The organism is Streptomyces sichuanensis, assembly GCF_020328095.1.
GTDB lineage: Bacteria > Actinomycetota > Actinomycetes > Streptomycetales > Streptomycetaceae > Streptomyces > Streptomyces cinnamoneus.
The window spans coordinates 1-12536 of record NZ_JAIXMK010000127.1 but is presented as its reverse complement, the minus strand read 5'-3'; the positions used below and the strand labels follow the sequence as shown (position 1 = coordinate 12536).

The following is a 12536-nucleotide window of genomic DNA, read 5'->3' as shown; positions in this document are numbered from 1 at the left end:
CCGCCATGCCCACCCGCACCGGGTCATTCTGCGTGGCCGACGCCCTCTGCACGGCCGCCTCCGCCGCCACTCCCGGGGACCTGTCGGCAGCCCGCGCCCAGATGGGCTTCTCCCTCGCCTGGCACATCGTCGTGGCCTGCCTGGGCGTGGGGCTGCCGCTGCTGACCCTGCTCACCGAGTGGCGCGGCCTGCGCACCGGCGACCGCGCCTGCCGCCTGCTGGCCAGGCGCTGGGCCCGCGCCATGGGCGTGCTGTTCGCGGTCGGCGCCGTGTCCGGGACCATCCTCAGCTTCGAGCTCGGTCTGCTGTGGCCCGGGCTGATGGGCCGCTACGGACAGGTCATCGGACTGCCCTTCGCCCTCGAAGGCATCGCCTTCTTCATCGAGGCCATCTTCCTCGGCATCTACCTCTACGCCTGGGACCGGCTGCCGCCCCGCGTCCACCTGTGGACCGGGGTGCCGGTCGTCGTCGCCGGGGTGGCATCGGCGTTCTTCGTCGTCTGCGCCAACGCCTGGATGAACCAGCCGACCGGCTTCACCGAGCGCGGGGGCCGCATCACCGCCGTCGACCCGTGGGCCGCGATGCTCAACCCCGCGAGCCCGCCCCAGACCGTCCACATGATCCTCGCCGCCCTGATGGTGGCGTCCTTCCTGACCGCGAGCGTCTACGCCGTCGCCATGCTGCGCGGGCGCCGCGACCCGTACCACCGGACTGGCTTCCTCGTCCCGTTCACCCTGGGCGCGGCCGTCACCCCGCTGCAGATCGCCGCCGGCGACTGGGCCGCCCGCTTCGTCGCCGCCAACCAGCCCGTCAAACTCGCCGCCATGGAGGGCGTCTACCGCACCGGCAGCCATGTGCCGCTCACGCTCGGGGGAGTGGGCGGCCGGGACGGCCTGCGGTACGGCATCGAGCTCCCCAGCGGGCTGTCCCTGCTGATCGGCGACAGCCCCGGCACGGTCGTCCAGGGTCTCGACCGGGTGCCCCGCAGCAGCTGGCCCGCCGTGACCGGCGTGCACTGGGCGTTCGACCTGATGGTCGGCGCCGGCTTCTTCCTCCTCCTGATGGGCGCGTGGCTGCTGCTCTCCCGGTGGCGCGCGCGCCGCAGCGCCGGCCGCGACCTGCTGGCCCTGCGCGGCACCCGGGTCTTCCTGCTGCTCGGCGCCCTCACCGGGCCGGCCGCGGTGGTCGCCCTCGAATGCGGCTGGTGCGTGACCGAGCTCGGCCGCCAGCCCTGGGTGGTCCAGGGCCTGATGACCGTGCACCAAGCGGTCAACCCCGCGCCCGGCGTGATGGCCGGCCTGTGGCTGGTGCTGGTCGTCTACGCGGCCATGACCGCGGCGACCGTCTACGTGCTGCGCCGGATGGTCAGCGAGCGGCCCGTGCCCATCGCCCCCCAGGAGCGCGACATCGAGGAGTACCCCGTCGTCTGACGCCCCCGGGCCGCACGCGCCCGCCCGTCCCCCGAGAGGTTGTGACCCGTGCTCGCCGACGCGACGCTCGCCGTGATGTGGACCGGCCTGACGTGCTACGCGCTGTTCGGCGGCGCGGACTTCGGGGCCGGCCTGTGGGACCTGCTCGCCGGGAACGCCCGGCGCGGCGCCCCCCAGCGCCACCTCATCGAGCACACCATCGGCCCCGTGTGGGAGGCCAACCACGTCTGGCTCATCTTCGTCGTCGTGCTGCTGTGGGGCGGCTTCTCGCCGGTCTTCGCCGCCGTGCTCTCCACCCTCTACCTGCCGCTCACCCTCGCGGCGCTGGGCATCATCGCCCGGGGCGCGGCCTTCGCCTTCCGCAAGGCCAGCAGCGGCACCGCCCTGCGCCGGCTCTTCGGCGCCTGCTTCGCCGTCTCCTCCGTCGTCACCCCGTTCTTCCTCGGCACGGTCGCGGGCGCCGTCGCCTCCGGCCGGGTCCCCCCGGGGATCGCCGCGGGCGACACCGTCACCAGCTGGATCAATCCGACCTCCGCGCTCGGCGGCGTCCTCGCCGTCCTGGCCTGCGCCCACCTGGCGGCCGTCTACCTGTGCGCGGACTCCGTCCGCGAGGGGGAGGACGCGCTCGCCGACGCCTTCCGGCGCCGCGCCCTCGTCAGCGGCGCGGCCTGCGGCGTCGTCGCGCTGGCCGGCGCCGCCGTCCTGCACGCGGACGCGCCACGGCTCTTCGCCGGACTCACCCACCGCGCGCTGCCCCTGGTGCTGCTCAGCGCCGCCGGCGGGGTCGCCGGGCTGGTGCTGGCCGGCCGTCGCCGCTACGTCCCGGCCCGCCTCGCCGCCGCGCTCGCGGTGGCGGCCGTCCTGTGGTCGTGGGGCGCGGCCCAGTACCCGCTGATGCTCGTTCCCGGCACCACCGTGCAGGAGACGGCCTCGCAGGGGACCGTCCTCGCCGCGTGCCTCGCCAGCCTCGGCGTGGGGGCCGTGCTGCTGATCCCGTCCCTGTGGTGGCTCTACCACCTCTTCCAGAGCCACGACGGCCGCAGCCGTACGCAGAGCGGGCCGGCGAGCTGACGGAACGCCAGGTCACCGGCCCGCGGGGACGCCGTCACTTCATGAACGTGACCTCGGGATGGGCGGAGGACGGCCGGTCGAGCAGCGGGCTCGGCCTGCCGCGCAGGTGCCGGTCGAAGAAGGCGGCCACGTAATCCCTGGTCACTGCCGTCGCGCGGGCGGCGGGTACCGTGCCGAGCATGCCGTCGACCTCGTCCTGCGGGTACCCGGGCAGACCGAAGCGGTCCGCGATCCACGGGACGTCGGTGAACGTCATGTGCCCGCCGGTGGGCACGTCCAGCCAGCGCTTCCAGCCCGTCAGGCGGTCCCAGTTCTCCGGCCAGTCGTCCAGGGGACCGGGCACCGTGGTCCGGCTGGCGCCCAGCAGGAGGACGGGCTTCTTCACACCCTCGGCGGGCAGATCGACGAAGAGATTGCCGTCGAGGTTGGCGGCGGCGGTCACCCGCCGGTCCTCGCGCAGGAGCTGCACCGCGCTCGCGCCGCCGATGGAGTGCCCGGCGGCGCCGATCCGCCGGGGGTCGACCCGCAGCTCGCTGCCCGGTCCGGTCAGCCGGTCGAGCACGAACCGGAGGTCCTTGGCCCGGTTGCGCACGATGGCCTCGGTGAGCGGGCGTTCGCCGAAGACGTTCTTCTCGATGCGCCCGTCGGGGAACTCCACCGGGGCCTCGTAGGTGTGGTCGACCGCGGCGACGGCGTAGCCGCGTGAGGCCAGGTCCTCGCCCAGGGCGGTGAGCGTGATGCGGCTCATGCCCATGCCGGGGGAGAGGACGACAAGCGGCCGCGGCACGGGGGCGGGCCGCGCACCGGTGACGGCGTGGGTCCGCACCCCGGCCAGGGCGTCGCTGCCCAGGACCGCCCGGGACAGGGACTTCGACACGTAGGGCGCCTTCGGCCCCCGCGAGGGCAGCGAGGGATACCAGAGCGTGACCATGAGCTCGCGGTGACCGGCCGAGGGCTTCCAGGGGTCCTGCCGCGAGGTGTCGACCAGGTGCAGGGTCTTCGTGCCGAGCGGGACGCGGGTCGCCGGCGCCGGCACCTCCGGACCAGCTGTGGCGGGCGCGGCCGCCGGCGCCGACGCCGCGGCGGCCGGGACCGGGGAAGCGGCGAGGGCCGCAAGGAGCGCGGCGGCCACGAAGGACCGCCGCGATGTCTTCCTCGTCGTACTGATCATGATCATTACGGTAATGAGGGCGAACCGGCCCCGGCATCCGCCTCAGGTCGGAGATGCCTTCCATGCTGCGGATGCCCGGCGGCCGGTTCAACCCGCCGGGGCGGCGGTGACCTTGCGGCCCTTGTCGTCGACGGCGAACCACTGGCCCTGCTTGCCCTGGCCGTTGACGTCCCCGGCCTTGGTGTCGCCGGTGAACCAGTACAGGGGCCAGCAGTCGGCGGCCAGTTGCCGGGTGCCGTCGGGCCGGGTCACCGTCGTGATCAGCTTCTCCGCGATGCCCTTGATCTTGGCCTTGTCCACGGGCCCGGCCGGCTTCCACGTCTCCAGGCACGCGTCGGTGCACGCGAACTTCATGGGCCAGGCGCTGTCCTTGGCGAAGCGGTACAGGGTCCGCCCCTGGCCGTCCACCAGGATCTTGCCGAGCTTGGGGTTGTCGGAGACCGAGACGCCGTCGGCGGGTTGTCCCCCGGGTTGTTCCTTCGCGTCGCCGGCGCCCTTTCCGTCCCCCGGTTTCTGCCCGCCCGCCTTTTTCCCGTCGGGTGCCAGCGCGTTCCACGTGCCGCCCACGCCCTGGCCCTTGGTGTCGCCGGGCGCGGTGTCCTTGGCGTAGCGGTAGACGGGCCAGCCGCCCAGGGTCAGTTGCCGGCTGCCGTCCTTGCGCGCGACCTCGCCCAGCGCGGAGGCTTCTATCCCGGTGGTGGCCGAGGCGTCGGCGGCGGGCACGGGGGGCCATGCCTTGGCGCAGTCGCCGTCGCAGTTCGAGGCCGGGGGCGCCGCGGTGTCCTTGTCGAAGCGGTAGAGGGTGAAGCCCTTGCCGTCGGTGACGACCCGGCCCAGGTCCGCCGTCTCCCGGACCGCCAGTTTGCCGCCCGGCTCGCCCATGGCGCCGCTCTTGGCGCCGGTGGCCGCACCCGCCCCGGGTGCGGCCCCGGAACCGTAACCGGCCCCGTACCCCTTCCCGGCGTCCGAGGTGTTCGCGGCCGGGCGGGCGTCGTCACCGTCGCGTTCCTTCGCGGAGGGGCTGCCGCCGCACGCCGCCGTCAGCATCATGAGGGTGATCGCCGCTCCGGCGAGGGACGCCTGTCGCCGCTTGCTCATGTCGGTGTTCCTTCCTGGTGGGTGGAGCCGGCGGGGGCCGCCGGCACGTGGGGGTACGGGAGGGGATCCGCGGCTGCTCAGCGGATCCACGAAGTTGTCACGAGGCGCTAAAAACCGGTCAGTTGGTGCTGCTCGTCGTCTCGATCCGCAGGGCGAGGGCGGGGCAGCGCCGCACCGCGCGCAGGGCCCGCGGCCGCATCCGCGCGGGCACGGCCATCGCCGCCCGTTCCGGATAGCCGTCCGGCCCCAGCCTCAGCAGACCGGGCAGCAGGTCGGCGCACAGCCCGTGGCCCCGGCACAGCGTCCAGTCCACGAGCAGCCGCTCCTGCGGCGCAGGCCGCGGGGACCGGGCGCCCGCCGCCGGACCGCCGGGGCCGGTCCGCGCGCCGTCCGGCAGCGGCAGCACCCCGAGGACCGGACGGCCGCAGCCACTGCCCAGCGCGTGCGCCTCGAAGTCCTCGGCGAACGCGGCCAGGGACGAGGTCACGAAGCGGGAGGTGCCGTCCGGATGGCCGCACGCCCCGCGCCGTTCCACGGCGCGTATCCGCGCCCGCACCCCCTCCAGGGCCTGCCGGCCGCCGCCGTGCGCGGCGTCGAAGAGGCTCTCGGCGAGCGCGGGCAGCCCCTGGAAGCACGGGCCGCACTGCCCCGCCGTCTCCGCCGCCAGCCACCGCGCCACCCGGGCCGTCTCGCCCACCGGGCACGTGGACTCCGGCAACGGGAGCAGCGCCCCCGCCCCGAACGCCGCACCCGCCGCGGCCAGCGCGTCCCGGGAGACCGTGGCCGTACGGGCGTCGCGCGCCGACAGCCAGCTGCCGTGGTAGCCGCCCACCAGCACTCCCTGGCCCGGGTCGGTGCCGCACAGTTCGAGGGCGTAGGGCAGCGACAGCCCGGTCGGCGTCTCCACCACGTGCCGGCCCGCGACGGTCAGCAGGACGGTGCCCGGCTCCTCCGGCAGACCCAGCTCGCCGAAGCGCGCCGCACCCAGCCGGGCGGCCACGGCCAGCTGCGCGAACGTCTCGGTGTTGGACACCAGGGTCGGCACCCCGCCCAGCCCGCTCTCGCTGGAACGGACCTTGCGGCCGGACGGCAGCGCCGGGCCGCCGCCCACGCCGCGCACCAGCGCCGTCCCCTCACCCGTGACGAAGCGCTCCGGTAGCCGCACCACCCGCACCTCGGGCTCGAACGTGCTGCGTTCGGCCGCCGCCCGTCGCACCGACCGCTCGACGTCCTCCCGGGTCACGCCGATGGCCACCTGCTCCGCACCGAGTGCCCCGGCCGCCAGCAACGCCCCGTCGAGCACCAGGTGCGGGACGTGCAGCAGCAGCGCGGTGTCCTTCAGGCAACCCGGCTCGCCCTCGGTGCCGTTGACGACGACCGCCGCCGGCCCGCCGCCCGCCCGCCGCAGCGCGTCGGTGACCGCCCGCACCTTGCGGGCGAAGGGGAAGCCCGCGCCGCCGCGGCCGCGCAGCCGGATCTCCTCGGCCAGCTCGGCCAGTTCACCGGCGTCCGGCGCCGGCGCCGGCCCGTGCAGGGCCAGGTGCGCCGTGCGGTCCAGCCACGCCTGCCGGTCCAGCCCGGCCAGCAGCCGTGGCGTGCCCACCGCCGCCAGGGACGGCACCGGCCCCGTCACGCGTCACCGCCGCGCCCGGTGCGGGAGCGCCGCAGCCGCAGCACCAGGGCGACCGCGGCCCCTGCCACGCACGCCGCGTACGACACCGTCACCCAGCCCGCCGCGGCACGGCCGGAGTACAGCCCGTGCACCAGCGCCGCGCCCCAGGCGGGGTAGGCGCTCATGTGCAGGGCCCGCCAGACGAGCGACCGGCCCATCGCGGCGAAGGCGCTGCGCACCGCGCCGGTCACGGCGACGGCGAGGAAGAGGTAGCCGGCCAGCGTGCCGAGGCCGACGAGGAACGGGCGGGCTCCGTCGGTGAACGGAACGGCCACTGCCGTTCCGGTCGTATGTCCTTCGGCCACCTTCACCCAGACGTGCAGGGCCAGGAAGCCGAGTCCGGCCACGGCCAGCCCGCGGTGCACCCCCTGGGCCAACAGCCGGTGGGCGGAGCCCAGCAGCATCCGGTCGGTGGCGGCGAGCCCCCACATCACGGTCGCGGTGAGCGAGACCAGGGAGAGCACGCCCGCGCCGAAGTCCAGGAACGCCTGGGTGTGTTCGGCCACCCCGGCCCGGGCGGCGACGGCGAGCAGCAGCAGGATCGCGGCGGGCAGCGCCGGCCGGGCGGAGAGGCCGCCGGCCGGCCGGGAGCGCGCCCGGGGGCGGGAGGGGGTGAACACCGAAGGGGACGTGCGTGACGCAGGCATAGGGGCCTCCGACGGGCGGCCCGCGGTGGCGGGGCGGACGCCCGTGTTCCTGAGAAATCCGGAAATCCCGCGCATCGGCGCAATTCGCCGGGCGGTCGAATGAACAGCAGGATGCTCAAATTCCGCAAGTCCTTCATAAGCTTTATCGCGCTGTGACAAATTCACGTGTGGCTGTCCCCACGGCGGTGGGTGGCTGCTGATGATGCCCACTCAGGCGAGAGGGTCCGACCATCCGTCCCGGTCCCCCTTGTCCGGTGCAGATGTCCGGAGGTAGACGATGTGCGAAATGCTGAACCGCATCTGGTCACGGCCACGCGGAGAATGGACACGCGTCCTCAGAAAGGAACTCCCGGCGGTCGCGGCCAGGATGGTCGACGAATTGCTGCGCGATACACCGGTATTCGCGGAGGTCACGGAGCGCGTCGGCCGGGACATGACGCAGGACGCGGTGGAACAGGCCCTGCTGCTCGCCCTGGGCCTGCGCGCACGCGCTCCCGGCGGCGAGCGCACGACGGCGGCACCGAAGGTTCCCCGGCCCAGGAGCGGCGACCGGGTCGTGACAACGATGCCAGGTGCCCGGGCCCGCCAGGCCCTCTTCGCCGCCCTCGCCGAGGACCGCTGCCTGCCGGAGCGCGCCCTGGCCGGACTCGCCCGGCAGGCCGGCTGGCCACCGCCCGTCCGCGTCCGCGCCGTCGTGCTCGCCGGTTCCTCCGCCGGCGAGGCCGCCCAGGTGAGCCTGCAGCTCGCCGCCGCGCTCGGCCAGGGCCTGCTCGGCACCCTCGACACCGACGTCTGCGTGCTCGTGCCCGACCCCGGTCCCGAGACCCGGGCCGCCCTGGCGGCGGTGCTCGGCGGCCGGACCGCCGCCGTCGGCCACGCCGTGCCCGTCGCCGACGCCGCCTCCTCGCTGCGCTGGGCCCGGCGGCTGCTCTCCCTCACCCCGCCCGGCGCGGCCCCCGCCCACCGGCCCGTCTTCGTCGACGACCACCTCTCCGACCTGCTCCTGCTCCAGGACGAGTCGCTCGCCCGCGCCCTGTCCGCCCGCTGGCTGCGCCCGCTCGAAGGGCTCACCCCCCGGCAGAGCGAACGGCTGGAGGTGACGCTGCTCGCCTGGCTGGAGAGCGGAGGCGCACCGGAGGCGGCCCGGACCCTGCAGGTCCATCCCCAGACGGTGCGCTACCGCCTGCGCCAGATAGAGAAGCTCTTCGGCCCGGCGCTGCGGGAACCGCGCATGCGCTTCGAGCTCGAACTGGCCCTGCGGAGCCGCCGCCTGATGGATCGTTCCCGCAGGCCGCGCCCCCGCCCGCAGAACCGCCCCCGTCCCGTCGGCGCGACCGTCCGTCCGCTGGGGCTCGCCCGGGAGGCCCGGGTCAACGGCCTGTGACCCGGACGTGCACGAGGCCGGCGGCCCCGGACCGGAAGGTCCGGGGCCGCCGTGTTCCCGGCACCGGGTGGAAGGGCGTCGGTGGGGAGACACCCGGCGCCGGGAGTGCGGGGGCGGGAGCTTCAGCAGCGCTGCCCGCGGTTGACGCAGCCCACCGCCTTCGCCATCAGGGCGTCGGGCATGACGTTGATGAAGTCGCCGTGGTCCGTGACCGGCTTGTGCAGCTGCTCCGGAAAGCTGTCCACCGCGAACGCGGTGCCCGCCGGCACGTCGTAGGTGATGCGCTGCACGAGCTGCGGCACCGCCCGGAAGCCGCGCGGGCACGAGCCGTCGGCGCGGGCGAACGCCACGTGCGTGCGGTGGTTGGCGCTGTCGGTGGACCTGCCGTCCCAGCAGTTCTGGAAGGCGAGCGTGCGGACCACGTCCGCGCCGTCCGGGCAGATGGGGTACTTGTCCTTGAGCTGGCGGTCCTCGAACCCCACGCAGCTCCACGAGGCGTTGGCGTTGCCCGGGCCGCTGGTGAACGCCTTCGCGTCACCGGTGATGATGCGCAGGAAGCGCGGCATCGCGGTCACCTTCGACGCGGGGCTGCCGCGGAACTGGAGGGTGACGGACGCCGGCCGCAGCACCTTGCCCATGTTCCCGTCGTGGCCGCCGCCCGGCTTGTTCGCGTCCGGGGCGGCCTTGCCGTCCAGGAGCCGCAGGACCGGCCAGTAGTGCGTGGACAGATCGCCGTTGGTGCAGGTGGTGCCGGCCGCGGCCAGGCTCGCGTTCGAGGAGAAGGCGTTCGTCGAGAGGTTGCCGACGTAGTCGTGGGTGTGGTGCGCGCCGTTGCTCACGCCCGGGGTGACGATGACGTTGTCCGAGTTGAAGTGCCCGTTCTCGTTGCGGCCGCACGACGAGGTGAACGTTCCGGTCGAGCCGCCGGACCGGGCCGCGGGCCGGGGCCGTGCGGGGGCCTTGCGGATGTCGGCGAAGTCGGCGGGAGCAGGGCCGCCGGGCACGGCCTTGCCGAGGGAACGCACCTCCCCGCCGCCGTCGGCGGCGGCCTCCGTACGGACCTGCCGCGACGTGCAGCCGCTCAGTTCCGTCAGGTCGGACGGCCGCGCGGACCGCTCGCCTATCGCGTCCGCCATCCGCCCTATCGTCGCCGAACGCTGCTGCTTGAGCTCGCCCAGCACGGCCCGGCCGTCGCCGCCGGACGCCGCCGCCCGCTCGTACGCCCGCGCCACCTGGGCGTCGAGCTCCGCGAGGCCCTCGGACACCTTCTGCCGGGCCGGGTCGGGGACGTCCCGCAGCCGGTCGCCGACGTCGGGGCAGGCGATGGTCGTCGCCGTCCGCGCCGCACCGGCCGCGTCGTCCGAGGCGCGTGCGGCCGGCTTGCCGGCGCTGCCGGCCGAGGCGTTGGCGGCGATGACCGCCGTCCCGCCGCCGCCCAGCAGCAGCGCCGCGGCCGCGGCGACCACGCGCGCCTTCAGCGGCAGGCGGCGTTTGTGGCCCTGTCGTTTCGTGGGGGTCATGCGATCACTTCTTTTCCTCGTAGCTGTGCTGCACCGGGGCCTGGGAGGAGGGAGCCGGCGGGGACGTCCGGGGCGCGGCCGGGTCCTGGTGCGGGACCTGCGACGCGGCCGGGTCGGGGGGAGGGGCCTGGGCCCCGGTGTGGGGGACGCCGGCCAGGCCGGTGTCCTCCAGGACGGTGATGTGGTCGAGGACGACCGTGTTGGCACGCGTCGCCAGCTCCCGCACCACGGCGTTGCCCGTCCGGTCGCGGACGAGTGCGACCAGCCCGAACACCTTGCCGTGCGCGGCGCGCACCAGCTCGGCGAAGGTCCGGTCGAAGCCGGCCCCGCGGGCGGCGGACATCCGGTCGAGCCACCCCTGTTGCTGCTCGCCCGGCCGGTCCGGCAGGTCGACGTCCAGCACCCGGCCGGTGTCCAGGGACCGCTGGTCCAGCTCGCTGTGACCGTCGACCAGGTGCCGGCCCGCCGTCCGTACGCCCTCGGTGGTCCCGCGCTCCAGGGCCATGCGCCCCGCGGGCTTCTCCCACAGCCCCGCCAGGCGGACCTTGCGCACGAAGTCCCGGTCCAGCGCCGTCAGCGGGCCGAACGCCGTGTCGCGCGTCCCTTCCCCGTCGTCGCTCCAGGCCGGACCGCCGGCCGCCGCCGGCCGGGCGCCGCCGAACAGCGACACCGGGATCAGCAGCGCCACCAGCGTCGCGGCCAGCGCACCGACCACCAGCCACGTGCCGAGCGCCCGGCCGGAGCCGGGCCGCCCGCCCTCGGGCAGGACCCGTCGCCGGGCGAAGGACCGCATCAGTCCCGCTCCGATGGCGTGTGTCGAGCGCACGGGACGCATGGCGCCGCCTCCCTGGATTCCTGGGCCGACCGTCGAATGGCCAGCGACGCTAGCCGCCCGGCGGCCCGGCTTCCGGGGGTTCGTCGGTATCTGACAAAGAGCCGGCCGCCGGCCCCGGGGGCTGTTACCGTGCGGCGCGGACGCCGGTGGAACCCCGCCGGACCCGCCCGCCGCCGGTGCCCCCGCGCGCCGGCGCGTCACCGCCCCCTGCCCGCCGGGCGTTTGACGGCCCCGGGCCGGGCTACCCGCAGGACAACGGCCCCTGACAGCCAGGGGCACCGACGGGAGGCGGCTCAATGACCACTGGCGCCACCATCGCCATCCTCGTCGCCCTCGCCGTCGTCTTCCTCGGCGTCGTCGTGGCCGTGCGCCTCGTCGGCCGCGGACCGCACGCCGGCGGCCGCGGCCTGCGACGGCGCTTCGGCCCCGAGTACGACGCCGCGGTCGCCCGGCACGACGGCGACGAGAAGGCGGCGGCGAAGGACCTGAAGGAACGACTGCGACGCCACGAGGACGTCCGCATCGCACCACTCACGGCACAGTCCCGCGAACTGTACGTCGCCCGCTGGACGGGCCTGCAGGAACAGTTCGTCGACGCCCCGGCCCGCGCGGTGGCCGAGGCCGAGCTGCTGCTCGGCCGCCTCGCCCGGGAACGCGGCTTCCCGGCGGACACGTGGGACGAGCTCCAGGACTCCCTCACCGTCCACCACCCGCACACCGCGCACGGCTTCCGCGAGATCCACCTCGCGGCCGCCCGCTCCCGGGCGGAGCAGGTCCCGACGGAGCAGCTGCGCGAGGCGCTCGTCCGGGCCCGCGGTCTCTTCGAGGACCTGGTCAGGGAACACCCGCAGGACCACCGGCCGCACCGGCACGCACGGCACGGCGGCACGCGTCCGGCGGAGCCGGCGGCACGCGGGACCGGTGGCGTGATCCCCCAGCACGCCCGGGAAGGCGGGCGTGCCGCCCGGAAGGAGGGCCTGTGATGGACCAGCACACCGCACAGCACACCCCACGACAGTACGCACCGGAGACCCCCGGCGGCCCCGGCGAAGCGCCCCCGCGCGGCGGCGGAACGGAACACCGCCGGTCGCTCCCGCCGTCCGCGGCCGGACCGCTGCTGGCGGACCGCGAGCGCGAGCAGCTCGACGCCCGGCTGCAGGCCGCCCTCAACGGCTTCGTCGACGGCCCGCGCCACGCGGTCGAGGAAGCGGACGCCGTCTTCGACGCCCTGTCCGCGCGGCTGGCCGAACTCCTCGGCGAGCGCCGCGTCGCCCTGCGGACGGCCTGGGACGGGGAGAGCGCCCGGGCGGGCACGGAGGAGCTGCGGACCGTCCTCCTCGGCTACCGCGACCTGACCGCACGGCTGCTGGCGATCTGACGCACCGGGCTCCGGCCCGTGCCCCTCGCGCCCCGGCACCGGCCCGGGCCGGACCCACCGGCCCGTGGACCACCGGTGCCGGGGCGCTGTTCGTCCGCCTGACCGATCTCCTGTCCGCCGCCCCCCACCCACGGGTGGTTTGACGCTGCCCGGCACCCCCTGCCCCGGGCCCCTCGTAAGACTGACGAGACGGACATCCGGATGATCGGACAAGAGGGGGACGGCATGGGTGGCGGCACCATTCTGTTCGCACTGCGGGAGGATCCGCTCGGCGGGGGCTCCGAAGGCGAACAACTGCGCAGGATCCGCAAGGAGGTCGAGGCCCGCGGA

The 12536-nt window shown here is 75.3% G+C and carries 11 protein-coding genes; 5 read left to right on the top strand and 6 right to left on the bottom strand.

The genetic code is table 11. The features are described 5' to 3' along the window. Window positions 1-5 precede the first annotated feature (5 nt). Together LE181_RS26840 and LE181_RS26835 are read left to right on the top strand one after the other, a co-directional pair. The gene (locus LE181_RS26840) at window positions 6-1430 is read left to right on the top strand and encodes a cytochrome ubiquinol oxidase subunit I (RefSeq protein WP_225664086.1); all 1425 of its coding nucleotides are present in this window, start codon (window positions 6-8) and stop codon (window positions 1428-1430) included. A 48-nt stretch (window positions 1431-1478) separates the two neighbouring features. Next, on the top strand, window positions 1479-2501 hold the full coding sequence (locus LE181_RS26835; protein WP_225664085.1) for a cytochrome d ubiquinol oxidase subunit II: 1023 nt from the start codon (window positions 1479-1481) through the stop codon (window positions 2499-2501). Between the two features lie 34 nt (window positions 2502-2535). On the opposite strand, the gene LE181_RS26830 is transcribed toward LE181_RS26835, so the two are convergent. The 4 genes from LE181_RS26830 to LE181_RS26815 form a co-directional block, all read right to left on the bottom strand. Then, window positions 2536-3672 (bottom strand): alpha/beta hydrolase family protein, encoded by a 1137-nt coding sequence (locus LE181_RS26830; RefSeq protein WP_225664084.1) that lies wholly within the window; start codon window positions 3670-3672, stop codon window positions 2536-2538. A gap of 87 nt (window positions 3673-3759) precedes the next feature. Beyond that, entirely contained in the window at window positions 3760-4770 is a 1011-nt protein-coding gene (locus LE181_RS26825; RefSeq protein ID WP_225664083.1) for an SCO0930 family lipoprotein, read from the bottom strand. Between the two features lie 118 nt (window positions 4771-4888). Next, the gene (locus LE181_RS26820; protein ID WP_225664082.1) at window positions 4889-6403 is read right to left on the bottom strand and encodes an NADH-quinone oxidoreductase subunit NuoF family protein; all 1515 of its coding nucleotides are present in this window, start codon (window positions 6401-6403) and stop codon (window positions 4889-4891) included. Beyond that, entirely contained in the window at window positions 6400-7089 is a 690-nt protein-coding gene (locus tag LE181_RS26815; RefSeq protein WP_225664081.1) for a hypothetical protein, read from the bottom strand. Before LE181_RS26815 ends, LE181_RS26820 begins: the two co-directional genes overlap by 4 nt. A 367-nt stretch (window positions 7090-7456) precedes the next feature. Here LE181_RS26815 and LE181_RS26810 point away from each other — a divergent pair, with 367 nt between their 5' ends. After that, entirely contained in the window at window positions 7457-8473 is a 1017-nt protein-coding gene (locus LE181_RS26810; RefSeq protein ID WP_308103455.1) for a PucR family transcriptional regulator, read from the top strand. A gap of 122 nt (window positions 8474-8595) precedes the next feature. Here LE181_RS26810 and LE181_RS26805 read toward each other — a convergent pair whose 3' ends face one another. Both LE181_RS26805 and LE181_RS26800 read right to left on the bottom strand, forming a co-directional pair. Continuing rightward, the gene (locus LE181_RS26805) at window positions 8596-9993 is read right to left on the bottom strand and encodes a DUF1996 domain-containing protein (RefSeq protein WP_225664079.1); all 1398 of its coding nucleotides are present in this window, start codon (window positions 9991-9993) and stop codon (window positions 8596-8598) included. A 4-nt stretch (window positions 9994-9997) separates the two neighbouring features. Next, window positions 9998-10819 (bottom strand): DUF4142 domain-containing protein, encoded by an 822-nt coding sequence (locus LE181_RS26800; protein WP_308103452.1) that lies wholly within the window; start codon window positions 10817-10819, stop codon window positions 9998-10000. Between the two features lie 305 nt (window positions 10820-11124). Between LE181_RS26800 and LE181_RS26795 the strand changes: the two genes are divergently transcribed. Both LE181_RS26795 and LE181_RS26790 read left to right on the top strand, forming a co-directional pair. Further along, window positions 11125-11811 carry a hypothetical protein gene (locus tag LE181_RS26795; protein ID WP_225664078.1) on the top strand — a complete coding sequence of 229 codons (687 nt, stop codon included), beginning with the start codon at window positions 11125-11127 and terminating at the stop codon, window positions 11809-11811. Next, on the top strand, window positions 11811-12206 hold the full coding sequence (locus LE181_RS26790) for a hypothetical protein (protein WP_225664077.1): 396 nt from the start codon (window positions 11811-11813) through the stop codon (window positions 12204-12206). Before LE181_RS26795 ends, LE181_RS26790 begins: the two co-directional genes overlap by 1 nt. Window positions 12207-12536: the final 330 nt, after the last annotated feature.